Source organism: Myroides odoratimimus (assembly GCF_030326305.1).
Classification (GTDB): domain Bacteria; phylum Bacteroidota; class Bacteroidia; order Flavobacteriales; family Flavobacteriaceae; genus Flavobacterium; species Flavobacterium odoratimimum_A.
In genome coordinates, this window is sequence record NZ_JACAKB010000001.1 from 72568 (window position 1) to 98601 (window position 26034).

Below are 26034 nucleotides of genomic sequence, written 5' to 3' on the forward strand. Positions count from 1 at the left end.
AGGTGTACAGTGTCCCACTTTCTGCTACCATATACACTCATTATCGTCATAATAGGTCATTATAAGCAATAACGAAAAGAACATAAATAAGGTTATTTACTTTTGTGCTGTATCTGATAGAGATCTGATACACTGTAAGTAATGGCTTATAGTATGTTCTTTGACATTGTGTATATAAGAGATAAAAATAAGAATGGGATGTTATTTTCTAACATCAAGGGCATCTCTAAGTGCATTGCCTATCAGCATAAAACTTATCACAAGTACAAACATAGCAAAGCCTGGCAATAAGGCTAAATAAGATTTGCCTAATAAGATATAGTTATAGTTCTCTTTAATCATGGCTCCCCAACTAGGTGTAGGTACTTGTGTTCCTAATCCCAAGAAACTTAACCCACTCTCTACTAAAATGGCAGAAGCAAAATTAGCAGCCGAAATTACAATGACTGGAGCCATACAGTTGGGCAAGATGTGCTTAGTAATGATTCTGTAGTTAGAATAGCCTAAAGCATGGGCTGCAGTTACGTATTGTTGTTCTTTTACACTGATTACTTGTCCTCTGACTACACGAGCTACTTCTACCCACATCGTTAGTCCAACAGCGATGAAAACTTGCCAAAAACCTTTGCCTAGAGCTAAAGTAATGGCAATCACTAATAGTAGGGTAGGTATAGACCAAAACACATTAATCAACCAAAGAATAAAGGCATCTATCTTTCCGCCAAAGTAGCCAGCTATAGCGCCTAACGTGATACCAATCACCAGGGATATTAATACTGCTACAAAGCCTATAGATAGAGATACACGTGCGCCAATGACTAGTCTACTTAGATAATCCCTTCCTTGGTTATCCGTACCTAGCCAGTATTTTTTCTGTTTGATAATCTCGGCTTCTTTAGCGTTGTTTAAAGTACTCAGAGCGATGCTTTTAGTTTCTTCTAATTGAGGTTGATTACTATACCCTTTATAAAATAGAGTGTCATTAGCAATGTGATATTCACTAATAGGTATGAATCTAGCAGGTTCTTCTCTTCCAAACCAAAACTCACTCCAAGTGCGATCAGTGTCTGAAGGGATAGCAATAGTAGATACGGTAAAGCCTGGGCTCTGAGAACGAAGGGCAAGGTCACCTGCATTAGCATTCTTAGAGTTGTCAGGGATAATGAAGTAAGCAAAGGCTGCTACTACAGCAATACTTATAATAATCCAAAAACACAAAACGCCCCAAAAATCTTGTTTGAATTTTTGGAGCGCGATCTGTGTATATGATTTGCTAGTGTGAGACATTCTATAATTTAGAACTTACGTTGTTTTTATCACCACTTACTTTATATATTTTCTTTGTGTCTAGGTCTTTTAAGATTTTAACACCTTCTTCGATATAGACATCACCATTTAGCATTTCATGCCATCTGTCTCTTTTGCTTTCAAGTATTGTATCATTCTTGATTCTAGTTAATTCACTAGGCAAAGAAGTAAATTTCAAGTCGTTTTTATACTTAGAAATAGCTTTGAATTTTTTAGCTTTTTCTTCTACTTCTTTTTGTTTTGCACGATACTTCTCAAGATTTAATGGAACTTGCTTTTCATCTTTTCTTTCATTGATCCATTGTGCGTTCTCGTCTATCAGTTTGAATTGCTCATTTAGTGCAATACGCTCTTTACTTGACTTGATTACAGCAGAGAAATCATTGTTATATGGAGTATAAGCAGCTCTTTCTATCTTGTCCCATGGCATTGCGTTATCCATATCTCTTTCTCCCATATCGATATAAGAATATCTGTCTGGTAATACGATATCACTTAGTACTCCTTCTCGTTGAGTAGAACCACCATTGATACGGTAGAACTTCTGTAGTGTCACTTTTAAAGCACCTAGATCTCCATAAGGTTGTTTTCTTAATAGGTCATTAAGTGTTATTAAGTTTTGTACAGTTCCTTTACCATAGGTGTGTTTACTACCGATGATCACTCCGCGCTTATAATCTTGGATAGCGGCAGCAAAAATCTCAGAGGCAGAAGCAGAGAAGTTATTTACTAATACAACTAGTGGGCCTTCCCATACGATAGGAGTATCCTTGTCATCTAATACTTTTTGTTTTCCTCTAGAAGATTTTACCTGTACTACAGGACCTTCTTTAGAGAATAATCCAACCATTTTGATAACTGTCTCTAATGAACCTCCACCGTTGTTTCTAAGGTCCATAATGATACCGTCTATATTCTGCTGTTTTAGCTCTTTAATCTCTTTTTCAACGTCTGTAAATGCGTTACGACTGTCTTTGTTCTCAAAGTCAATGTAGAATTTAGGTAAGTGAATAATACCGTATTTTTTATCACCGTCTTGGATAATACTTGACTTAGCATAAGTTTCTTCCATTTCGATAACTTCACGCATAACAGGGATAACCTTGATCGTTCCGTCTATTTTCTTAATCGTTAAGAATACTGTAGTGTTCTTTTTCCCTTTGATCAGTTTTACAACATTGTCAAGACGCATACCTACGATATCGATAGGCTCTTCATCTTTAGTCTGACCAACTTTAAGGATAATATCTCCAGTTTCGATTTCTTTACCTCTCCAAGCAGGTCCACCAGGTACAAGCTCATTGATCTCTACACCTTCAGATTTTTTGCGTAGAACAGCACCAATTCCTTCGAAGCTACCACTCATGCTGGCATCGAACTTCTCCTTATCTTCAGGAGCAAAATAGAAAGTATGCGGGTCAAAACGCTCTACAATAGAGTTTAGATAGATAGCAAACCAGTCTTTTCTCTCAAGATCTTTAATGAATTCGAAAACTTCATCATACGATTTTAAAGCACTTTCACGAGCTTCTTTTTCAAGTTGTTCAAAAGATTTCTTTTCAACAGGTTTTTTGTCTTTTGCTTTTTTGTCTGATTTCTTTTCTTCTTTAACGATAGGTTCTCCGAACTCGTCAAACTCTTCTTCTTCCTCTACTTTGCCTTCTTGTATTTTAAGATTGTCAGTAATGGTAGATAAGACATTAAGTTTTAGTTGTTTTTTCCAACGCTCTTTTAATTCTTCAGCATCTTTAGCATAGCCGATACTGTCATAGTCGGCGTTTAGTACGTCATCTGATTCGAATTCGAAAGGCTGTTCAAGTACTTCTGTATAAATACCTTTAGCCTCATTCATACGTTGAGTAATGCGCTCATAAGTCAGGTCAAAGAAAGAAAGTTCCTTTAACTGAATCATGTCGTCAATCAAGTACTCATATTTAGAAAACTCATCAATATCTGATTGTAAGAAATATCTCTTCATTGGATCCAATGCTTTTAGATATTCTTTATATACAGTAGCAGAGAATTTGTCATCAATCTTTGCAGGGTTATAATGTGTGTTTTCTAATATATACGTTACTAATTCTAAAAGAAGCTGATCTTTTTCAGGCGTATCTTTTTGCTGTTTAGGCATAAAACTCCACAGCAGAGCAGACACTCCGATAAGTAGAAGTATAACCTTATAATTTCTTTTCATAAATAGCTTAAAAGTATTCATTAATTAGTTTTGAACTAAAGTAGTTAAAAAAGTAAATATTTATACGATAAGGTCGATAATTATTTGTTAAAACACATAATCGTATAAAAATCCGTAGTTGTTAGGTGCTTAAACCCAAAATCCGCATTAGCAAAATACTGCAAAGTAGTTCTATTTCATAGCTCCTCTATTAGCACTAAACCCATAGTATTGTATGCTTGTATCACTAACTTATGATCTATTTTGTATAATCACTTTTCGTTTATATGTCTATCACGTATTTTCGGTTAAAACTAAGTAAATTCACAACTAAAATAACATATAATCCTTACATTAGCGAATGTAATTAAAATAAATATATGATGCAAAGACCCTTAATACTTGTTACAAATGACGATGGTATCACAGCACCGGGTATGAGAGCCCTGATAAGTGTGATGAAAGAGATAGGAGAAGTAGTGGTAGTTGCCCCAGATAGTGCTCAGTCTGGAATGGGGCATGCTGTAACGATAAACAACACACTTACACTAGAAAAAGTAAATATTGATCCAGAGATAGAAGTAGAATATGCGTGTTCAGGTACACCTGTGGACTGTGTAAAGATAGCATTAGGACAGATATTAGACAGAACACCTGATCTGTGTGTGTCTGGAGTAAATCACGGTTCTAACTCTTCTATTAATGTTATCTATTCAGGAACAATGAGTGCTGCATTAGAAGCTGGAATGAGTGGAATACCTGCAATAGGTTTCTCATTATTAGACTTTAGCTGGAGCGCAGATTTTGAACAAATAAAACCTTTTATAAAAAAAATTACAACAGAAGCACTAAAGCACGGAATCCCAAAAGATGTGGTGCTGAATGTAAACTTCCCAAAGCTGGCAACCGAAGATATTAAAGGAGTAAAAGTATGTAGACAGGCCAAAGCTACATGGGTAGAGAACTTCGATAAACGAGTTAGTCCTCATGGGAAAGAGTACTATTGGTTAGTAGGAGAATTTGTTAATCAAGATAAAGGTGAGGATACAGATGAGTGGGCATTGCGAAATGACTATATCTCTATCGTACCTGTGCAGTTTGATCTAACTGCACATCAAGTTTTAGAACGTATTAATAGATGGGATCTGTAGATGAAAGATAAGATTGTTCATATTCTAATCGGTTTTGTTGGAGGTGTAGTGGCTACTGTAGTGGGTATAGAGCTTTATTTGTTGTTATTTACTAACTACGAGTTGTTTAGTGATTTTGGTTTCATTAATAATATAGGATTAGTAGGAAGAATAACAGCGATAGGGAGCTTACTTAATTTGCTGTTATTTACATTTTTTATTAATCGCAGATTAGATTTTATGGCTAGAGGTTGTATTTTAGCCGTAATTATTTTAACCATAATAACACAGTTAGTGTAGATGAAGTATTATATAATAGCAGGCGAGGCATCAGGGGATCTACATGGATCTAATCTTATGCGATCTATATACAAGAAAGACCCTAATGCAGAGATACGCTTTTGGGGAGGAGATTTAATGCAGCAGGTAGGAGGAAAGCTTGTGAAGCATTATAAAGATCTTGCTTTTATGGGATTTGTTGAAGTGGTACAAAATCTAGGAACAATATTGCGCAATATTAAATTCTGTAAAAAAGATATCGCATCTTTTAATCCGGATGTATTAGTGTTTATAGATTATCCTGGCTTTAATATGCGCATAGCTAAGTGGGCAAAGAAAGTAGGTATAGAAACACATTATTATATTTCACCTCAAATATGGGCTTGGAAAGAAAACCGCATCAATGATATCAAAAGAGATTTTGATTTTATGTATGTAATTCTACCATTCGAAAAGGATTTTTATGAGAAGAAACATAATTACCCTGTAACCTTTGTAGGGCACCCATTGATAGATGCTATAGAGCGCTATAGAGCAGAAGAACATCAAGATTTTAAGGCAAAGCACAATTTAGATGAACGACCTATTATAGCCTTATTACCTGGAAGTAGAAAGCAGGAGATCAGTAGATTATTAAATGAAATGCTTTCTGTAATACATCATTACCCACAGTATCAGTTTGTGATTGCTGGTGCTCCAGGACAGGATGCTTCATTCTATGAGACTTTTATAAAAGATAAGAATATTTCTTTTGTATTTAATGAAACCTATGCTTTGTTAAATATAGCTCATGCAGCCTTAGTGACTTCTGGTACAGCGACGCTGGAAACTGCCTTGTTCAATGTTCCTCAGGTAGTATTATATAAAGGAAACCAAGTATCTTATGAAATAGCGAAGCGCATTATTAAATTAAAATATATCTCTTTAGTTAATTTAATTATGGATGATGATGTGGTAGTAGAGCTTATACAAGGAGATTGTAATGCTGTAAGAATAGAACAAGAATTCGCAAAAATCATACAAGGAGAAAAAAGAAATGAAATATTGTTAAAATATAAAGAATTAATTCGTAATTTAGGCGGTCAAGGAGCAAGTGATTATGTTGCAGGCGAAATACTAAAAAATCATATGACAAAAAGAAGTTAATCAACCACCACAAAAAAAACATTATGAAAAAGTTTACATTATTATTAATCAGTGTTTTGGGCCTTTCTGGTTTGCATACAATAGAAGCGAAGACAACAAGTAAATCTGTTTATAGTAGCCCTGTTAAAAAGAAACCTACAGCCGTTATCGCTGAGAGTAAAAATGTAGATGATAAAATACAAGCAGAATTAGATGCTTTATTAGGTGATTTTATTGAGGAGGCAAAAGAAGCAAAGGGGGAGTACTTCGATAATCTGACTAGTCAAGTACTGAATACTGCTTTTGACTATGAAGGAGTTCGTTACAGATATGGTGGAATGAGTAGAAAGGGTATGGATTGCTCTGGTTTAGTAATGACAGCTTTCGGTGATACTAGTGTAAATCTACCACGTACGTCAAGTGAAATGGCTCAAGTAGGTGAACGAGTTAGAAAAAACGAAGCACAAATAGGTGATTTGATCTTTTTTAAAACTCGTGGCAATAGAATTAGTCATGTAGGAATTATCACTGAGGTATTAGACGATGAAATTAAGTTCATCCATTCTTCAACTAGCAAAGGAGTGATAGTATCTTCAACAAAAGAAAATTACTATAGTAGAACTTTCGCACAGATTAACCGTGTTGTTCTAGAAAGTATGAATTAAGATAATAAGAATTCAAAAAAATAATATTAAGCTCTATCCATCAGGATAGGGCTTTTTTATTAGCTTTCTATTCTTTTTACAATTGCTGATATAAATCAAATAATCTATTATTTTGGAGTGAGTTTTGATGCTTGTTATTACTATGAAGCCTATCAAACTCTCTTTTTTATTTTATTCTCTCTTTCTTTTTTTAGGGATATATATTGATGTGTCTGTTAGTGAGTTAGTCATTTCAGTTATAGTGATTACTCTTCTGGTTAGTCTGATACCATCTCAGTTAAATAGGTTTGTTCTTCTTCCTTCTAGGGGGACAAGAAATAAAGATATTTTATTATTTGCTAGCCTATTTTTCTTTTTAGGTATTGGGATAAAAGGATTGGTTAAGAATAAATATGGGTCTGAGTTACAAAGAATAGAGATGTATCTTAATACCCCTATAAATAATAGGATAGATATAAAAATAACGGAGGCACTTAGTAATAAAACGAACAAACGATTTATAGGAGAACTGATAAGAATTGGTGACACAGTATGTGCTAACAAGATAGCTCTTTATTTTAATGAAAGTCAAAACTTACTTGAGGTAGGTGATATTATTAGTTACTATGGCAGAATAGGCAATATCCAACAACCAAAGAATTTAGGACAGTTCGACTATAAAAAGTATATGCAAGGGAAGGGAATCTTTATTCAAAGCTATATAGGCGATTACTTTGTAGTAGGGCATGATGTGCATTGGCGTTATGAAATATTAAAGATTAGGAGTTCTTTAATCAATAATTTAAATAGTAGCTCTAATGTACTGAATGAGGGTGTTCAAGGTCTATTAATGGCATTGTTGTTAGGAGAGAAGTCGTATATAGACTCGACTGTTATTAATCAGTTTAAGGAAGTAGGTGTTATGCATGTTTTGGCTATTTCGGGATTACATGTAGGGCTGATCTATTTAGTGTTTGTTCGCGGTTTATTTTTTTTATCAAGAAAGAGTAGGAGTATTGTTATTCTTGTATTACTGTGGTTCTTTGTCTTTTTATCAGGATTCTCAGCTTCAGTATTTAGAGCTGTCTTAATGTTTACTATTTTCCTTATAGGTCAACTTCTAAGGCGAGAGCAAGACTTGGAGCACAGTATAGGACTTGCCTTGTTCATAAGTCTATGTATACATCCTTATTGGGTATATGATATTGGTTTTCAGTTAAGCTACTTGGCCGTTATCAGTATTGTATATATTCTACCATTATTTAAGAGATACTATTCTAAAAATAGAATAATACAATACATACAGGGTATAACTTATGTGTCTATAAGTGTTCAAATCGGTTTGATACCAATTCAGTTGTATTATTTTCAGCAGTTTTCTTTTCTATTTTTATTAGCTAATCTAATTGTCATACCTTTAATAACAGTGCTCATTATTATAGGAATAGTCTATTTGATTACGATGTGGATTGATAGTTTATCTATAGTGATAAGTTATTGCCTTAATGTATTAACCGATCTATTGTACCGATTAATAGAATTAGTACATCGTTTGCATTATTTCTCTTTTCAGAATGCACAGATAAATTTTGTACAGATGACTATACTCTTCATTCTTATAGGAGGCATCGTACTTTCTTATTATCAAAAGAAGTTGAGATATATAGTAGCAATGATATTGATATGTTGTGGTTTACAACTGGGCAATACTTTAGCATCCAGTAGAGAATCTATTTTGGATACAGAGATTGTTGTTCCATATGTATCTAATAATCACAATAGGACAATATGGATTAGAGACTACAATACTGTACATGTACTAATGAATCTTATTGATAGTACTGACCATAGACATCTACGTGACTTAGATAAATATCTGCAAGAGTATAGTATAGATAAAGTTGTGTATCATCCATTAGAGGGAATGGTGCTTAACTCTCAAGAGAAAGTACTAATTATAGATAGTGATAGAATAGTGTATGATATGCTATTAGATGCTTCGGTGGTATTATTTTCAGGGCAACCTAAGATAAACTTTGAACGTATGCTAGAAGTTAGGTTACCCAAATTAGTGATCTTTCATAATTCAGTACCTTTTTGGTTAAAGAAAAAGTGTATCGATATGTGTATAAAAAAGAATATCCCTTTTCACGATATGTATGAAAAGGGATATTGGTCTTCTTTATTATAATGATCTTAAATCTGTTGTAATAGTTGTTGAGGAGTTTGGTATCCTACGATAACTTTACTCACATCACCTTTCGTACCGAAGATAACCATAGAAGGATATCCAGGTATTCTTAAGAACATAGTGAAGTCGTGCGTAGCATTTCTACCTTTTCTTTCACTGTTGTATCCAGGGTTTGTATACTTCGTTCCTTTGTAGTTTATTTCTTCATTACCTTCTGCATCAAATTTTACTGCATAGTAATTTTTGTTGATATGCTCGATTACTTTAGCATCGCTAAAAGTGTTTTTGTCAAGCATTTTACAAGGGCCACACCACTCAGTAAAAGCATCCATAAAGATAGGCTTAGCTTCTTTCTTTTGTGCTGCGATAGCTTCATTAAACGACATCCATTTTATTTCTTGAGCATTAGCTGTTAATCCTAAGAAAGTAATGGTAAGTAATAAAAACAGTTTTTTCATATTTCTTTTAATATTGTTATTATTTGACCCCGTGCATTAATTTCTTCAGCACTGGGTTAAGAGCAATAACTAACAACCCTGCTACAATAGGCACTACAGTGAAGATTAAGAAGAACACTGACAATGAGTATTGTTCTGTAATTGTCTCTATTTGTCCACCAAGTTTTGCAGCTAAATTGTTTCCAATTGCGATTGCAAGATACCACATTCCAAACATTAGTGCAATCATTCTTGCAGGAACTAGCTTAGAAACATAAGATAATCCTACTGGCGAAGAGAATAGCTCTCCTAATGTATGGAAGAAATAAGCGAATACTAGCCACATCATAGACACTCTAGTACCTTCTGTGATACCATGTGATCCATATGCTAATACTCCAAATCCGATGGCCATAATGATTAACCCTAGTCCGTACTTAATAGAAGCAGGCGGGTTAAATCTAGAATCCCATAGCTTAGACACCAATGAAGCTAATGCAATTATAAAGAAAGAATTCAAGATAGAGAACCACGAAGCTGTTATTTCTACTTGGTTATCTTTTATCTCTGTTATTTCTGCTTGGACTATTTCTGTAGGTCTATCTGCCTTTTTAAATTCAGTTACTAAATGTTCTTTCTGTTTAGAATCAAGAATATTAAAATTACCTAACTCTTCATAGATTTCTACTTTATCCCCTTTTGTTAATATATCTAGTTGAGATACGATAGCTGTATGTTTTACTATATTATCACCCTCATTAGGTATGTTAGCAGCATGTATCGCTTTATACTCATAGATAGGTTCATTATGCTTATCTAGGATAGGCTTACCTTCTTTGTCTACCTTTTGTATTTGTACAGCATCATACGTTACCTCATACGCATGTAGAGACCATTCTCTATTTAGCATCCATAAGGCAGATCCCCATACACCTAAGAATGTTACAGCTAATATGATATTAGATAAGAACGCTTTTTTAATAGTTTGCTTAGCTAATAAGATTAATACCCAAGTAATGATCAACAAAGGTACTATAGTTAGTAATGAGTTAAAGATATTAAATAGCAAGGCCTTATCACCAGACAGTACTCTCTGAGTATTATCACGGGCAAAGATAATCAGTGATGTCGCTCCTTGTTCAAATGACATCCAGAAGAATATCGTAAAGAAAGCAAATATAATAACTGCTATCATACGGTCTCTGACTACTTTAGCATATCTAATAATACGTGATATTATCAACCACATTAATATAAGCAGTCCTGTAACTACCACTACTGTTTTACCATCTATACCAAATATCTGGGCTGGGAATAACCTTATCTCTCCTACGATGTAGAATACATCACTGAAGGCGTATAAAAATCCAATAATAGAAGTAATCACGATAAGTATATAATCTAATGTAGTAAAAGGATTGCGTTTAAGCTCTTCTTTTTCTTCTACAGTAAGGTCTTTAGTATTCTCAGTTTCTTCAACTTTTATTTCTATATTTTTATTTGGCACATCACCTATATTCCCAAAGATTGGTTTAGCAAGCCAGAACTGTAATGTTCCAAGTAGCATAAATACACCAGCTAGCCCGAATCCATAATGCCATCCGATACGCTCACCAATATACCCACATAGCATCATTCCGAAGAATGCTCCTGCGTTAACTCCCATGTAGAAAATCGTATAAGCCCCATCTTTTTTCTCAGGGAATGATTTATACATCTCAGATAAGATAGATGTCATATTTGGTTTAAAGAACCCGGTACCTACTACTAGTAATAGTAATCCCAAGTACATAAAGAACTCTGTCTCAAGGGTCATAGAAGCGTGACCTAAGGTCATAATCAGCGAACCAATTACTACAGCCCAGCGATAACCTATATATTTATCTGCTAAGATACCTCCGAAGATAGGCGTGATATATAGTAACATAGCATAAGTAGCGAATATAGCTCCTGCATCTACTACACTCATTTCCCATCCAGGGTTGAGCCCTATTACAGACATAGTTAAGAATTGAATCAATAATACGCGCATTCCGTAGAATGAGAATCGCTCCCACATCTCTGTAAAGAAGAGAACGAATAATCCTGAAGGATGTCCCAGAACTTTACTGTCGAAGAAGTTCGGCCGGTCAGTAGTAGAGTTTTCCATAATTTAATTTTAAAAGTCTAGTTTGTGGTTAGTTATAAAGATTGTGTTTAATACATAATCTCATGTCATAAAGGCTAAAAATAGTAAAATAAACTTAAGATTAATTGTTTTACTAAAAAATATAAATAGTTTTTAGTGTATGATTTGTATTTATCACTTTATTATTCACTATTCTTAAATATTTATGTACATATTGCGATATGCTAGTACTAATGATGATCAGTTTTGATTTTATAGATAAAAAAGTTATTGTTTTGAATTAAAATAATTTTTATTTTATTAGATATGTGTTATTAAGAATAGGGTATAGAATTATGTTTTCTTCTTTTACATAGATTATTCGGGTAGAGATAGTATATCATTTGGTAAAATACCTTCTATCCCTGATAGATATTGGTTATTATCGAATAACTTCCGAAGCCAATTCATCTTGTGTAATGATAATGATTGAATATGAGGTTGTTATATTCTGATTAAAAGTGCAGAATAGGTCATTAAGGGATTATGGAGTCATTAACTCCAAATAAGGTCATGATGGGAGAATAACTGTAAAAATGTATATAGAAAGATATCTGTGTTATACTACAGTATAGTGGAGCAGGAGGTAAGTAGGAAAAATAAAGGCATAAAAAAACGCCTTAGTGATCTAAGGCGTTTGTGTATATATTTATTGATTTGCTTTTTTCTGTTCTAGAGGTCTGATGACTAATCTATCATAGATGACTAGCGTGATCACTGAGAACATCCCGATACCGAATATCACATACCATATCTTGTTAGGATTATAAGTGCTCCATAGCATATCTACCATCTCCCAGTGAGACATACTCAACTTCTGTTCTGCTAAAGCGAAGTACTCATTCTTAGAGAATGGGAAGTGTACTTGGCTAATGTCAATACCTTTATTGATAGCGTATTCTTTAAAAGAAGTAGCTACTTGCGACCAATCTACGCTGTCTGCTTTAAGGTTAAACTGTTTTTCGAAGGCAGATAGAGACATATTTAGAGTCTTTGATCCTTGTTCCATGAACTGTTCGTGTGTTACTACTTCAGGCATTTCGATGCTTCTAGTAGCCATCTCACGTTTTAACAGTGATAGCTTGTCTGACCATGATTGGTATAAACTTCCTGAGATAAAGCTTGTCACGAAGTAACTAGCTGCCACAGGTAAGAAGTAAGTCCCTTGGTATAATCCATCTTTTCCTTTAGGAGTAATTAACGCGATGAATGATGATACAGTAGGGCTAGACATCATCTCTCCGATAGAGAAGATCATTGTACCTAATATAGTAAACAGTGGATTGTGTGTATAGAACGTAAGTCCTACCCCTATACTCGCGATTATCGCACCTCTGATTACTGCGTTGATATGGCGCATCTTCGTCACAAAGAATGAGATCGTCACCTGACAAATGATAATCATGAATGAGTCAACATTAGTGAACCACTCAGGTTTTACCTGCCCATCTTGAGTCATAAGAGTACCTAAGAATGGGATATTTTCGTTTAACCAATCACTGATAGATGATGAGTTCACCCAGTCTTCGATGAAGTTAGGTAGTGTGTTGAACAGCTGGTTAAACATCGTCCAGAACCCAATCATTAATAATAATAGTATTCCTAGACGTACATCTTTTAGCGCTTCGAAGATTCCTAATACAGAATCTTTAATCGCTTTACCGATAGAATCTTTTGGTTTCTCTACTTTAGGATCCTTATAGAATAGTAATAGGATTACTAGGTTGATCGCGATCACGATAGCAGCTTGGATAAAGATGATTCTCCATCCATACGTAGTACGTAAGCCTGATGACATCGCAGGTCCGATAAACCCTCCGATATTAACCATCATGTAGAATATACCGAAACCTAGTGTACCCGTAGACTTATCCGTATCTCTAGCGATGATAGCTGAGGCTACAGGCTTAAAGAAGGCTGCACCTACTGCTACTAGCAGGAATACTAGGTATACACTCCAGTAGCTACTTACTTCTCCTAGTAGATAGTATCCAGTGATCATGATGATGAAGGAAATCATCAGGGATAGTTTATATCCTATACGATCTGCTATCACACCGAATAGGAGCGGAAGGAAGTATAATATACCTACTACATTCCCCATGATATTTCCTTTCTGTACGTGGTCAAAGCCCAGTCCTCCTGTATCAGTAGAACCTACTAGATATAACCCTAATAGGGTGTATATCCCATACCATGCCCAGCGTTCCATCAACTCCATAAAGCTGGCTATCCAGAAATTCTTTTTGAATGACAGTAGTGTTTGAACGAATGATTTATTATTCTCAGACATAATTGTTAGGGTAGTTTAATTGAGGAGTGTAAGTTAAAGGGTAAATTTTAGTTAGCCAATGTTTTTTTGTGTTTTGTTTGGCTGTGGTTTTGAGCTGTATTTATGCCCATGTCTTAGGTTATAGATTAGGGATAGAATACAGTGTATCTCTGTTAAATATGGAATGTAAAAGAACTATATACAGTTAGCAGAGTGTCCCACTTTCTGCTACCATATAAGGGCAATAGTAGTCATCAAGAGTCAAAATAATCAGTATTTAAAATCAACGTAGAAGGATGTGATAAGTTTGTCTTGAGATTATTCTCATACGTTCTTTGACATAGTGAAATGAAAAAGCGTCTTAGGCTACTAAGACGCTTTTATTAAGTTTAAAATGAATAGTTAACACTGAGTAGTAGTTGTCTTCCTAAGAGCTTGTAGGTTGTAGAGGTATTGCTGTAGTCTGTTAAGGCGTAGTTTGCATACGTCTTGGTATTAAAGAGGTTCGTTAACTCTAGACGTGCGTTCCACTTCGACTTATTAGGTATATACGCAATATTAAAGTCTAAAAAGGTGTAATACTTACGACTAGGTGCCACCTTATCGAAAGAATATAACTCACTGATAAGGTTTAGGTAGAATACGTCTTTTAGTTTATATTTTGCAGTCAGTTTAGTCTCTGTATCTATAAAACGCTCAGTGCTAATGATGTTCATATACGTAGTAAACCAATTCGTACTTACGGCATAGTTAAATCTTGATCTAAGGTTAGACTTCAACTCTATTCCATAGGTAAGTGATGTGCTTCTGACCCGTCTTGTGTCAGAATTATTTAGCGTGTTATAGAAGTCAGCTTGATTAGCATTTAGATTCAACTTCAGGTTGTGTTTTAGCTTTTGGAAATAATATTCTGTAGAGGCTAATATGAAGTAGCTCTCATTGTTCTTTATGGTAGATATATTGCTCTTCGTATGATTAGGATAGATATAGTTATTCTGTGTATAAAAGTCGTTGTACTTATTATACGATATCGTTACCGTAGAGAATGACCTATCGTGGTAGTTGCCTAATGTATAAGTCAGACCTACTGCATTATTTGTGAAAGGATCTAGGTTAGTAGTTCCTCTTAAGAAGCTTCTATACGATGTCTGTATATAGCCATCATAGGTTTTGGCAGCATTGATATTGGTATAACCGTATTTATAATAGATGTCTATTTTGTTCTTGTCATTAATTCTTTTTTCGATAGAGAAGTGTGGGCTTATGACTAACTTCTGAAGACTGTTATCCGTAGTTATTGATTTGAGCTTATTGTCAAATAAGGAAGCAGAGATACTTGTCCCCATACTCCACGTACCCCATGTCATCTTCGTCAATGCCTTTGCATAAAGTTCGTTTACTTTTAAGGTTGAGTTATTCTTGTTAGTATAGGTGTTATTATCTGCTAAGTTGTTTAGACTGTAGAGATGTGTGTTCGTATTCGTATTCCCTAGCGTGAGATGAAGGAGGTGGTTACCTTTCATCATTCCTTTATAACTAGCCTGTACAGTGTGATAGTTCATTTTATTCTGAACGAGTTGACTGAATGGGGCTGTCGCATCCTGTATATAGATATTAGGCGTATTGATATAATCCTGAGTGTTCTGCTCATAGATATTCTTATAGCTAAGCACTAAAGCTTGTTTATCAGATAGCTTAGTGGTGTATTCTAGATTTTGTTCTACTCTTTTGTTCTCATTGTCTAGAGCTTGATCATTTGTAATATCGTTGTAGTATACATCACTATTGATTTTACTATTTGAGATATTGCCTTTTAGATCATATTTCAGTGTAGAGGTTTTATTGATATCGTAGACCATATCTCCTTTTAGAAATGAGAAGTTACTTCTGTTTTTATTGTTCATCATTTCTATATTGTGATAGGAATGATCAGGAGTATATAGGGTCTGATCCATTGCCCTTTTGCCTAGTAGAGTCTCTTTATTAAACAGTCCTGATATCTTCACTTCTACTTTAGGAGATAGAGTCACAGCTGTGTTAATAGAAGCAAATTGGTTATTGTTATCCTTATATCGATGGTTTCTGAGGTTTAGCGAGATATTGTCAATATTGATAGGATTAGATAGAGCAGTAGGAGTTGTTATTTCCCCTTTATTACTATTTAGAAACGAGCTAAGGTCACCCGTAGCATCATAGCTAATATTGTTAGACTGTAAGATAGAGTAGAACTTCGTCTTTTTGCCAAAGTTCATGATGTTTGATCTTGCACTATGTACCTCCTTATCACGTATACCAGCTCCCGCCTCTACATTGCCAAACCATACCCGCTTAGCCTCTTCACTGAGTTTAAGGTTAAGTGCTAGCTTCTTAGCAGGGTTTAGATTTGTCAGGTGTTTGTTTTCAGAATAGTTTTGTAGTAGCTCTACTTCTTCTACTGGACTGACAGGCATGTTCTTAGTCAGCACTCTGTATCCTCTATCGAAGAGGTCTGTGCCATCTACCATGACCTTTTCTACTTCTTGATTATTGACACTGATCTTCCCATCAGTACTAATCTCTAGCCCTGGTAGGTTCTTGAGTAGGTCTTCTATGACGCGTTCATCTCCTTTAGAGAACTGTTTGACATTATAGACTACGGTATCCTTCTTCACTGTGATAGGTGAAGTAGCCTTAATGGTGATCTCGTTGAGTACTTCAGCAGAAGAGAGCAGGTATAGGGGGTTGTTTAGACCATAGTTGTTTTTAGTAGCATCTAGGGCGATAGTTGTTTTCTCTATTCCTACTTTTTGTATAGTAAGTTGAGAGGCAGTAGGGTGGTTCACTACATTCTTAAACTCTACTAGTCCTTCATTGTTAGATGAGGTATACGCTAAGGTTTTATTGTTTTTGTCTTGTAGAAATACTGTGGCACGGATTATCTCTACACCCTGACTATCTAGTAGTCGTGTAGAGATATGCTGTGCTTGACTTAGGTAAGTACACAGGAGTGTTAATAGGATAATTATGTTACTCTTCCCACTCATATTTTCGTTCGAGGTCACTGTTTTTTAAACGTTCAAATTGATTAGGATCTGTCATGACCTCGAGTATCTCTACGCCAGGTATATTGCTAAAGGGATTGCGTTGAGGGCCATAGACCATTCTATCAAGTTCTTTGTAGTATTTCTCTTGAAATGATCGGATAGACTCGTTGGCACGACTAACGTCATATCTAAAAGGTAATATCTTGAATTTATTGACTTCTATATTCTGTATGCTCCAATGGTATCTGTTTTCATCATCATAGAGTTCAAATACTAAACCAGGTAAGTTATTGAACTTCCAAGGACCTACTTGTACAGGATAGTCGGTAGAGTACCATGCCGTATAGTTTCTCCCTCTAAAGCTTAGTGTAGCCTTGTGAAGGGTTATCTGTTCTGCATTGGTTTTGGTCTCATCGTATAGTTGCCAATCCATTTGAGGAATATCTTCCTTGATAAAGTATCGCGCTTCGGAAGGCTTTATTCTTGAATAGAGGAGGTTCTTCTTAAAGTCAAAGTAGAAGAACTCTTCAAATTCTTGTTTATCGTAAATCACTATTACATTTGGCTCTCTGGGAGGCTCTTTAGTGAATTTGTATTTGCCATTAATGTATAGACTTTTATCTTCTTTAGGGCTAATGTATAGTTTGTCTTCTGCTGAGATGATATGAGCATCAGACGTTGTAGTCTTTAGATAAGTGATAGTGTAATTGGTATCTTGAGCATATCCAATAACACATAAGAATAAAGTGATAAATAAGTAATAGGTTGATTTATACATATCTAAGTTTTAGTTCTTGTTAGAACGTTGTGTATAGATCAGATATTGTAAGTATTGTTAATTAAATCTTAAAAACTAAGAAAGGAAAGCAGGTTCGTTTCATTGCTTTTGTTTGTTTATTGAAAGTATTGTACAAAAAAAGCGCCTTAGTTACCTAAGACGCTTTGATTAATATGATAGAATAGATAATTATCTAACTTCTTGCATAAGTTTTTTCATAAGTGGAGAAAGTGCGATTAACACTACCCCTGCGATTACTGCATATAATCCTAAATCTTTATACCCATCAGTATACGCTAATAGAGCATCATAGTTAGGATGGTTACCAGTAGCTACTTCAGAACGACTCTTAGACATAGCAGCTCCTAAGATACCTGCTACATACTGTCCGTAAGCACTAGCTAAGAACCACATACCCATCATCATCCCTTGTAGATTAGCTGTAGAAAGTTTAGTCATGATCGATAGACCAATCGGCGATAAACACAGCTCCCCTAAAGTAATGATCAATAAGGCAAAAGTAAAGAAGTCTAATGATGTCATACCTGCTGCATCAGCGAATAGACGTGTAGCAAATAATGCATAGTATCCAGCTCCTAATAGGATAAATCCTAAACCGAACTTCATTACCGTATTTGGCTCTATTTTCTTCTTAGCCATCCAGATCCATAATAGACCTAAGATAGGTGCGATGAAGATGATGAAGAAAGCTCCTCCTGAGTTATTCACTCCGTTAGGATCTAAGTGCATACCTAGTAAATCTGAGTTTAAGTTCTTCGCTGCGAAGATGCTTAATGATCCTCCTGCTTGCTCATAGATACCGAAGAATAGAATAGAGAAGAAGATAAATACTAGGGCAGCGATAATCTTTTTACGCTCCGCACTAGTCAGCTTCGTCATTTCATAGAATAAGTAGATCAATGCTAATGGTCCTACTGTGTACATAAAGTATGCAGTATAGTCTGTGTTATCAATCATGAATACGATAACAGGTACCATCGCAAACGTAAGGATGTATGTTCCTACTTCTTTCCATAAAGGCATTTTAGTCTCACTACCATCTTTAGCTACTTGCATAGGCTGTAGTCCGATAGGTCCTAAATGACGTTTTGTAAAGATGAAGTTGATTAAACTCACTAACATCACGAAAGCAGCTAAACCAAAAGCTACACTCCAACGGTTCTCTACAGCGATAGAGTCTTGGAATAAGTGTCCTTTACCGATAGCGATACATAAGTATCCTCCGATAAGTGCTCCTAAGTTAATCCCTGCATAGAATAATGAGAAACCAGCATCAGTACGTTCGTCCCCTTTTTTGTATAAATATCCTACCATAGTAGAGATATTCGGTTTAAAGAATCCTGTACCAATTACAGTAAATGCAATACCTACGAAAAAGTAAGCGTGTGGATCTATAGCTAGAATAATACTACCTAAGATCATCATCGAGCCTCCCCAGAAAAGAGATTTACGGAAACCTAAGATTTTGTCAGCGAAAATACCTCCTAAGAATGTGAATGCGTACACGAATGCTTGTGTAGCTCCATACTGTAAGTTAGCTTGTGCTTCTTCAAAGTGTAGTTGGTCGATCATAAAGAAAACCAACATTCCTCTCATTCCATAGAAGCTAAAACGCTCCCACATCTCTGAGAAAAATAAGCTCCAGATTTGCTTAGGGTATTTACCTGAGAAATTCTGAATCTCTTCTAATGTCTGTTGTTGACTCATTTTTTTAGTTATTTATTATTGTGCAATGCACTGTGTTCTTAACGAACACCGTGCATTAGTTTTTTCAATAATGGGTTCACTAGCATTACCATGATTGCTGCTGCAAAAGGTATTAATGTGAATAGGAAGAAGAAGTGACTAAGTGAGTACTCTTCTTTAATATTTTCGATTTGTCCCCCTAAGATGGCTGCAAATTTCTGAGCGATAGCTAAGGCTAAATACCACATACCGAACATGAATGCAAGCATTTTGCCAGGTACTAGTTTAGAAACATAAGACAGTCCTACAGGTGAGATAAATAATTCCCCTAAGGTATGGAATAAGTACGTTAATATTAAGAATATAATCGACATTTTTACTCCGTCAGTAGCTCCCATAGATCCTAAACCTAAGATTAAGAACCCGATAGCTACGAAGATTAATCCGATACCGTACTTAAATGCAGCTGATGGATTATACTTAGAATCCCACAGTTTAGACACTGTAGATGCTAACGAAATAATGAAGAATGAGTTCAAGATAGAGAACCAAGATACAGTGATCTCAGATACTTCTTTATTAAACTCTGCGTTCAACATATAGATAGCCATAGCCCAGATACCAGCAAAACAGATGAATAAAATAATATTAGACATCGCGATTTTTGACCAAGTAGCTTTTGCTAATAATACAAGTACCCATGAGATGATTAACAATGGAATCACTGTAAGACATGTATTGATAATGTTGAAAGCCATTAATGCAGTTCCTTCTAATGATCTGTCTACATAGTCTCTCGCTACAAGTACTAACGATGTAGCCCCTTGTTCGAAACTCATGAAGAAGAACATTAAGAAGAACGCCAATAAGATTACAGCGAACATTCTGTCTCTAATCACTTTTCCATAACGCAAGATACGTGAGATCACTAAGTATAAGAACGTGATAAGGGCTAGAATAGCCATGATGTTCTGTCCTCTTAATACCTCTGTGTCTAAGGATGCAAATAGATCTAGTACTCCGTTTTTAGATAAAGGATCATTGAATGCATATAATAAACCGATTACAGATACGATAGCGATTAAGATATAATCTACTAGTGTGTAAGGGTTTTTAGTATCTTGATCTTCTTTGATTTGCTCTGGTGTTTTTTCTACAGTAGTGTCTACTTTTTTAAGTTCACCTAGGTCTCCCATTAAAGGTTTAGCTAACCAGAACTGGATCGTACCTAATAGCATGAAGATACCTGCTAATCCGAATCCGTAGTGCCATCCTTTAGTTTCTGCTAAGTATCCACATAGCATCATTCCGAAGAAAGCACCTGAGTTTACACCCATGTAGAAGATGGTATACGCAGCATCTTTTTTGTCTGGTAATGATTTGTACATTTCTCCTAAGATAGAAGGCATATTTGGTTTAAAGAAACCTGTACCGATCACAAGACATGCAAGTCCTACGAAGAACCATAGTTTAGAAATTCCTTCTGCAGCCATCGATGCGTGACCTAGTGTCATGATGATAGCTCCGATAATCACAGCCCATCTAGAACCGATATATTTATCTGCAATCACTCCACCTAAGATAGGTGTTAAGTATAATAGCATGGCATAAGTACCATATAGTGCACCTGCTTGTTCTGCTGACCATCCCCATCCTGAGAATGCATCGCCAAAGATGACTTTAGCTGTTAAGAATTGAATTAACAATACTCTCATTCCGTAGAAAGAGAATCGCTCCCACATCTCTGTAAAGAAAAGAACGAATAACCCTGCTGGGTGCCCAAGCACATTAGATTTAAACAGGTTTGAGTTTGTAGCTGTTTCTGCTGACATTTAAGTAATTATTAGTTTGTTTTAGTTCGTACTTTTTGGTGATATAGTACTTTGGTTGGTTTTGGTTGTAAGGTTATTTTGGCTTATAAATTGTTTAAGATGAAATTAGTCATCTTTGTATATAATTGTAATCTTGTATTTCCTCCTGAGATACCGTGATTCTTATCTGGATAGATTAGCCAGTCGAAGTCTTTGTTCTCTTGTACTAACGCTTCTATCATAGTCATAGCATTCTGTACGTGTACATTGTCGTCAGCAGTACCATGTACTAGAAGGTAACGACCTTTTAGCTTAGAAGCATGTGTGATAGGTGAGTTATCATCATATCCCGCTTGGTTCTCCTGTGGAGTAGTCATATAGCGCTCAGTATAGATACTGTCATAGTATCTCCAGTTAATCACTGGTGCTACAGCGATAGCTAGTTTGAATACATCGTTTCCTTGTAGGATAGCATTAGAAGACATAAACCCTCCGTAGCTCCATCCCCAGATACCTATTCTGCTAGCATCTACATAAGATTGTTGACCTAGGTATTTAGCAGCGATGATTTGGTCATCTACTTCATATCTACCCAATTGGTTTTGTGTCATTTTTTTAAACTCAGCTCCTCTGAATCCTGTTCCTCTACCATCTACAGTCACCACGATATACCCTTTCTGAGTAAGCATAGCATGCCAGTAGTCGTTAGAATCTAGCCATTTATCAGCTACTTGTTGTGATCCAGGACCACTGTACTGATACATAAACACAGGATATTTCTTAGCAGGATCAAAGTCTTTAGGTTTCATCACCCAAGCGTTAAGCTGTAATCCGTTAACTGTAGGAATCTGTATGAATTCTTTAGTAGGCAAGTTATAGTCTACTAATTTGCTCTCTAATTCTTTATTGTTTAGAATTTCTTTTACCACTTTACCTGTTTTAGATTGTTGTAAAGTGTAAGTAGGAGCTACTGTACTAGAAGAGTACACATTGATAAACTGTTCGAAGTTAGGGCTGAATATAGCTCTATTCGTTCCTAGTTTCTCAGATAGTTTCTTTTTATTTTTTCCATTAAGGTCTATAGAATACACTCCTCTATAGATAGAACCTTCTTCTACAGACTGGAAATAAAGTTTCTTAGATTTAGTATCGATACCGTAGTAATCTGTTACTTCCCAATTCCCTTTTGTGATTTGGTTTACTAATTTACCTTCTTTGTTATAGTAGTATAGGTGGTTATGACCATCTCTCTCACTCAGCCATACGAAATCGTTGTTGTCTAAGAAGCTAAGGGTAGCTACATCTACATAAGCCTTATCTGTCTCATTTAGAATCAGTTTTTTGCTTAATGTATTTCCATCGATGAAGAATACTTTTAAGTCATTCTGATGTCTGTTGATGATTTGAGCACTTAAGTATTGATTGTCATTTGTCCATTTGATTCTAGGAATATAGAAATCGTTAAACTCGCTTAAGTCTACTTTACTTGTTTGATTAGACTTCACATCGTAGATATGGATAGATACTAGAGAGTTCTTTTCTCCTGCCTTAGGGTATTTAAACTTGTCTTGAGTAGGATAAAGTCCTGTTCCGTATACATCCATTGAATATTCTGGAACGTTAGTCTCATCAAATTTGATATAAGCTATCTTGTCTCCATTCTTATTCCAATCAAACATGCGTACGATACCAAACTCTTCTTCGTATACCCAATCAGAGATACCGTTGATGATATGATTTTTTTTACCATCATTCGTTATCTGTTGTGTTTTCTGAGAAGCGATATCATAGATATATAAGTTGTTCTGATATGCATAAGCTATTTTAGAACCATCATTAGAGAATGTAGGTTCAGATATTTTGTGATCTGCTATTTTAACTAATGAATTTTTAGTTGGGTTGAACAAATAAAAATCAGTTAAAGCAGAACGGCGGTAAATAGGAGTGGTGTTCGTCCCTATTAATAATTGTTCTTCTTTATGATCGAAGATATAAGTATCGATCGATTTAATATCTTTAAACGCACTAGTAGAAAAGATTGTTTTTGCTTTTTCTAGTGTTTCAAAGTTATAAAGATTTATTTCTTGGTGGTCTTTAGCAACGCGTTCAATGCGTGAGTATTGATTCGATTTTTCCATCGAATTAACGGATTGCATTACTTTCGTTCTAAATGTGCCGTTCCAAATTTCTTCTTGTGCAATTTGTTTCTGCGCTAACCCAATTTGGGTAGCTATGATACAAAATAGTAGGGTTAGGTTAAGGTGTTTCATTATCTATTTAATCGAAAAAACTTCCAATTTTAATGAAAAAATATGATTTACACCAATTTATTTTTCGAATAAACCAAAAAAAGTCTAATTCTGTTGAAGCTATTTTGGTAATAAAAATCATAATATCATAAACAAAAAGTACTAATAGCTGTTTTTTTAGTTTTTTTAACCTTGTAAGAATGAGTTATCTTTGTGGCATAAACAAAAATAAAGATGGAAGGTAATATTAATGGATTCTCTAAGCTGAGTAAACGTGACAAAATCAATTGGATAGCACAAACCTATTTTTCTAATTCTGCTGATACAGTAGAATTGATAGAACAATATTGGAATTCAGATGAGGAATTACAGAAACTTCACGATGAGTTTATTGAGAATACAATCACGAATTTTTACTTGCCTTTTGGTGTAGCACCTAACTTTAGAATTAACGATAGATGGTACACTATTCCGATGGTAATAGAGGAGAGCTCTGTAGTAGCGGCAGCTTCTAAGGCTGCTAAGTTCTGGTCAGAGCGCGGAGGGTTTAAGACTACTATACTAGGGACAGAGAAGATAGGACAAGTACACTTTATATATAAAGGAGAGAAGAGTAAACTAGTTCAGTTTATTAAAGATATAGATAGCAAGTTCTATGAAGATACGAACTCTATCACGCAGAATATGCAGAAACGCGGAGGTGGTATCTCAGCGATCGAGCTAAGAGATAAGACTGCTGATGTGGATAATTATTATCAACTGCATGTGACATTCGAGACAAAAGACAGTATGGGGGCAAACTTCATCAACTCTTGTCTAGAGCAAATCGCTAAAACGCTAAAAGCTGAGGCGATGAACTGTACAGCGTTTACAGAAGAGGAGAAAGCAATAGATGTGGTGATGAGTATTCTGTCTAACTATGTACCTAACTGTGTGGTGAGAGCAGAAGTTAGCTGTCCTATCGAAGACCTAAAAGGTAAGGATATCAAAGAACCACAGTTATTTGCAGAGAAATTTGTACAAGCTGTGCGTATCGCAGAGGTAGAACCTTTTAGAGCAGTAACACATAACAAGGGAGTGATGAATGGGGTAGATGCTGTGGTACTAGCTACAGGGAATGACTTCAGAGCTATCGAGGCAGGAGTACATGCTTATGCGGCTCGCAGTGGTCAGTATAGCAGCTTATCTCATGCGAGTATAGAGAATGGTATCTTTAAGTTCTGGATTGATTTACCACTAGCACTAGGAACTGTGGGAGGACTGACTTCATTACATCCTATGGTAAAGGTGGCTTTAAAGATGCTTCAGAGTCCTTCTGCTACTGAGTTAATGCAAATCATAGCAGTAGCTGGATTAGCACAGAACTTCGCTGCTGTGAAATCATTGACAACGACAGGTATTCAACAAGGACACATGAAGATGCACTTAATGAATATCCTAAACCAGTTCAAGGCAACAGATGCAGAAAGAGTAAAAGTAGTAGCTCATTTCGAAAAGAATGTGGTATCTCATAGTGCAGTAGTAGAACTGCTAGAAAGCCTTCGTAAATAATGGTGAAAGAATATTATAGCAACGGAAAGCTACTTATCTCAGGAGAGTATGTCGTGCTAGAAGGGGCTAAGGCTTTTGCCTTGCCTACTAAGTATGGACAGTCACTGAAGGTGAAGGAGAAGGAAGGTGACTGTATTCATTGGACGAGCTACGATGTGGACGGTAGTATCTGGATGAGTGAGGTAGTGCCTCTGCAAGATGTACTAGGTACACATGAAATCGAACATCAATCGGAGTATTATAAAACGCTAGTAGATGTACTGCGTGCTGCACATAGACAGAACCCTTCTATCCTAGTAGAAGGAACAGGATATGAGGTGGTATCTGAGTTAACTTTTCCTCGCTTATGGGGATTAGGGACTTCCTCTACTTGGATTAATAATGTAGCGGAGTGGTTCAATATCAACCCATATCAATTATTACAAGAATCTTTTGGTGGTAGTGGATATGATATTGCCTGTGCGCGTCATAATCAGGGAGTGTTTTATACCCTGACTGATGTAAACCATCCACAAGTAGAGCTGGTGTCATTTAACCCGTCTTTTAAAGAGCACTTATATTTTGTATACCTAAATCAGAAGAAGAGCAGTAAAGAGGCTATTGCTAATTTTAAAGCGAAGCGCCATGGTATTCGCCATCAGGTAGAGCGTATTTCAGAGATTAGTAAGGCGATGTCTGTGAGCACTACATTAGAAGAGTTTAGTCAATTAATGGATGAGCATGAGCAGATTATGAGTGAGGTATTAGGAGTCGCTACTGTGAAGCAAGGTTTATTTGCGGACTTCGACGGATCGATCAAGAGTCTAGGAGGCTGGGGAGGAGATTTTGTAATGGTCGTTTCTAAAAATGACCCTTTGGAGTATTTTAATTCTAAAGGCTACGAAATAATAGTAAACTTTGAGAATATGATTCTTTTTTAGAAGTTTAACTACTATTTTTGATTTTAAAGCTTTATATTTATCCTTTCATAATATAGTATTTTAAAACAAAATCTATTGGATTCATTAGTGATACTTAAGTTGATATCACAAAGAGACTATCGTTAATTAAAGAAGAGGCATAAGTGCTATGTTTTGAGTATTGATTTAATTAAATAGCGATATTAACAATTAGGCTTTACTAATGCTTAATGTAGGTTTTAAGTAAAGAAAGTCTGAATCTTTATGAGCAAGTTGGAGAGAATGACAAT

At 35.5% G+C, this 26034-nt stretch carries 17 protein-coding genes; 7 read left to right on the plus strand and 10 right to left on the minus strand.

The features are described 5' to 3' along the window. Nucleotides 1-201: 201 nt before the first annotated feature. On the minus strand, nt 202-1287 hold the full coding sequence (locus HX049_RS00365; protein ID WP_286413349.1) for an ABC transporter permease: 1086 nt from the start codon (nt 1285-1287) through the stop codon (nt 202-204). A gap of 1 nt (nt 1288) precedes the next feature. After that, nucleotides 1289-3523 carry a carboxy terminal-processing peptidase gene (locus HX049_RS00370; RefSeq protein ID WP_286413350.1) on the minus strand — a complete coding sequence of 745 codons (2235 nt, stop codon included), beginning with the start codon at nt 3521-3523 and terminating at the stop codon, nt 1289-1291. A gap of 341 nt (nt 3524-3864) precedes the next feature. Here HX049_RS00370 and surE point away from each other — a divergent pair, with 341 nt between their 5' ends. From surE to HX049_RS00395, 5 genes are all read left to right on the plus strand, one after another. After that, on the plus strand, nt 3865-4632 hold the full coding sequence (gene surE, locus HX049_RS00375) for a 5'/3'-nucleotidase SurE (protein WP_286413560.1): 768 nt from the start codon (nt 3865-3867) through the stop codon (nt 4630-4632). Beyond that, nucleotides 4633-4911 (plus strand): hypothetical protein, encoded by a 279-nt coding sequence (locus HX049_RS00380; protein ID WP_286413351.1) that lies wholly within the window; start codon nt 4633-4635, stop codon nt 4909-4911. Then, the gene (gene lpxB, locus HX049_RS00385; protein ID WP_286413352.1) at nt 4912-6036 is read left to right on the plus strand and encodes a lipid-A-disaccharide synthase; all 1125 of its coding nucleotides are present in this window, start codon (nt 4912-4914) and stop codon (nt 6034-6036) included. 23 nt (nt 6037-6059) lie between these two features. Then, nucleotides 6060-6680: a C40 family peptidase gene (locus tag HX049_RS00390; RefSeq protein ID WP_286413353.1), complete on the plus strand. Its 621-nt coding sequence runs from the start codon at nt 6060-6062 to the stop codon at nt 6678-6680. Between the two features lie 142 nt (nt 6681-6822). Further along, nucleotides 6823-8850, plus strand: coding sequence for a ComEC/Rec2 family competence protein (locus HX049_RS00395; protein WP_286413354.1), 2028 nt, complete (start codon nt 6823-6825; stop codon nt 8848-8850). Between the two features lie 5 nt (nt 8851-8855). On the opposite strand, the gene HX049_RS00400 is transcribed toward HX049_RS00395, so the two are convergent. The 8 genes from HX049_RS00400 to HX049_RS00435 all read right to left on the minus strand — a co-directional run bounded on the left by HX049_RS00400 (nt 8856) and on the right by HX049_RS00435 (nt 23315). Further along, on the minus strand, nt 8856-9308 hold the full coding sequence (locus tag HX049_RS00400) for a thioredoxin family protein (RefSeq protein ID WP_286413355.1): 453 nt from the start codon (nt 9306-9308) through the stop codon (nt 8856-8858). 19 nt (nt 9309-9327) lie between these two features. Continuing rightward, nucleotides 9328-11436 carry a peptide MFS transporter gene (locus HX049_RS00405; protein WP_286413356.1) on the minus strand — a complete coding sequence of 703 codons (2109 nt, stop codon included), beginning with the start codon at nt 11434-11436 and terminating at the stop codon, nt 9328-9330. Between the two features lie 667 nt (nt 11437-12103). Then, the gene (locus tag HX049_RS00410) at nt 12104-13747 is read right to left on the minus strand and encodes an MFS transporter (protein ID WP_041888673.1); all 1644 of its coding nucleotides are present in this window, start codon (nt 13745-13747) and stop codon (nt 12104-12106) included. A 368-nt stretch (nt 13748-14115) separates the two neighbouring features. Beyond that, nucleotides 14116-16749: a hypothetical protein gene (locus HX049_RS00415; RefSeq protein WP_286413357.1), complete on the minus strand. Its 2634-nt coding sequence runs from the start codon at nt 16747-16749 to the stop codon at nt 14116-14118. Further along, entirely contained in the window at nt 16733-17527 is a 795-nt protein-coding gene (locus HX049_RS00420; protein WP_286413358.1) for a GLPGLI family protein, read from the minus strand. Before HX049_RS00420 ends, HX049_RS00415 begins: the two co-directional genes overlap by 17 nt. Nucleotides 17528-17716: 189 nt before the next feature. Continuing rightward, nucleotides 17717-19255: a peptide MFS transporter gene (locus HX049_RS00425; RefSeq protein ID WP_006257525.1), complete on the minus strand. Its 1539-nt coding sequence runs from the start codon at nt 19253-19255 to the stop codon at nt 17717-17719. A gap of 38 nt (nt 19256-19293) precedes the next feature. Beyond that, on the minus strand, nt 19294-21066 hold the full coding sequence (locus HX049_RS00430; protein ID WP_286413359.1) for a peptide MFS transporter: 1773 nt from the start codon (nt 21064-21066) through the stop codon (nt 19294-19296). Nucleotides 21067-21149: 83 nt separating this feature from the next. Beyond that, nucleotides 21150-23315 carry a S9 family peptidase gene (locus HX049_RS00435; RefSeq protein WP_286413360.1) on the minus strand — a complete coding sequence of 722 codons (2166 nt, stop codon included), beginning with the start codon at nt 23313-23315 and terminating at the stop codon, nt 21150-21152. A gap of 213 nt (nt 23316-23528) precedes the next feature. Between HX049_RS00435 and HX049_RS00440 the strand changes: the two genes are divergently transcribed. Continuing rightward, complete coding sequence (locus tag HX049_RS00440) at nt 23529-24845, plus strand: hydroxymethylglutaryl-CoA reductase, degradative (protein ID WP_286413361.1); 1317 nt, start codon at nt 23529-23531, stop codon at nt 24843-24845. Further along, nucleotides 24845-25765: a GYDIA family GHMP kinase gene (locus tag HX049_RS00445; protein ID WP_286413362.1), complete on the plus strand. Its 921-nt coding sequence runs from the start codon at nt 24845-24847 to the stop codon at nt 25763-25765. Before HX049_RS00440 ends, HX049_RS00445 begins: the two co-directional genes overlap by 1 nt. The last annotated feature ends 269 nt before the right edge of the window (nt 25766-26034 follow it).

What these genes read in the sequence shown, in the direction of transcription:
- HX049_RS00395 (WP_286413354.1), top strand. Translation starts at nt 6,823, where the DNA reads ATGAAGCCTATCAAACTCTCTTTTTTATTTTATTCTCTCTTTCTTTTT.
- HX049_RS00430 (WP_286413359.1), bottom strand. Translation starts at nt 21,066, where the DNA reads ATGTCAGCAGAAACAGCTACAAACTCAAACCTGTTTAAATCTAATGTG.
- HX049_RS00405 (WP_286413356.1), bottom strand. Translation starts at nt 11,436, where the DNA reads ATGGAAAACTCTACTACTGACCGGCCGAACTTCTTCGACAGTAAAGTT.
- HX049_RS00400 (WP_286413355.1), bottom strand. Translation starts at nt 9,308, where the DNA reads ATGAAAAAACTGTTTTTATTACTTACCATTACTTTCTTAGGATTAACA.
- HX049_RS00380 (WP_286413351.1), top strand. Translation starts at nt 4,633, where the DNA reads ATGAAAGATAAGATTGTTCATATTCTAATCGGTTTTGTTGGAGGTGTA.
- surE (WP_286413560.1), top strand. Translation starts at nt 3,865, where the DNA reads ATGCAAAGACCCTTAATACTTGTTACAAATGACGATGGTATCACAGCA.
- HX049_RS00445 (WP_286413362.1), top strand. Translation starts at nt 24,845, where the DNA reads ATGGTGAAAGAATATTATAGCAACGGAAAGCTACTTATCTCAGGAGAG.
- HX049_RS00420 (WP_286413358.1), bottom strand. Translation starts at nt 17,527, where the DNA reads ATGTATAAATCAACCTATTACTTATTTATCACTTTATTCTTATGTGTT.
- lpxB (WP_286413352.1), top strand. Translation starts at nt 4,912, where the DNA reads ATGAAGTATTATATAATAGCAGGCGAGGCATCAGGGGATCTACATGGA.
- HX049_RS00425 (WP_006257525.1), bottom strand. Translation starts at nt 19,255, where the DNA reads ATGAGTCAACAACAGACATTAGAAGAGATTCAGAATTTCTCAGGTAAA.
- HX049_RS00410 (WP_041888673.1), bottom strand. Translation starts at nt 13,747, where the DNA reads ATGTCTGAGAATAATAAATCATTCGTTCAAACACTACTGTCATTCAAA.
- HX049_RS00370 (WP_286413350.1), bottom strand. Translation starts at nt 3,523, where the DNA reads ATGAATACTTTTAAGCTATTTATGAAAAGAAATTATAAGGTTATACTT.
- HX049_RS00415 (WP_286413357.1), bottom strand. Translation starts at nt 16,749, where the DNA reads ATGAGTGGGAAGAGTAACATAATTATCCTATTAACACTCCTGTGTACT.
- HX049_RS00435 (WP_286413360.1), bottom strand. Translation starts at nt 23,315, where the DNA reads ATGAAACACCTTAACCTAACCCTACTATTTTGTATCATAGCTACCCAA.
- HX049_RS00440 (WP_286413361.1), top strand. Translation starts at nt 23,529, where the DNA reads ATGGAAGGTAATATTAATGGATTCTCTAAGCTGAGTAAACGTGACAAA.
- HX049_RS00365 (WP_286413349.1), bottom strand. Translation starts at nt 1,287, where the DNA reads ATGTCTCACACTAGCAAATCATATACACAGATCGCGCTCCAAAAATTC.
- HX049_RS00390 (WP_286413353.1), top strand. Translation starts at nt 6,060, where the DNA reads ATGAAAAAGTTTACATTATTATTAATCAGTGTTTTGGGCCTTTCTGGT.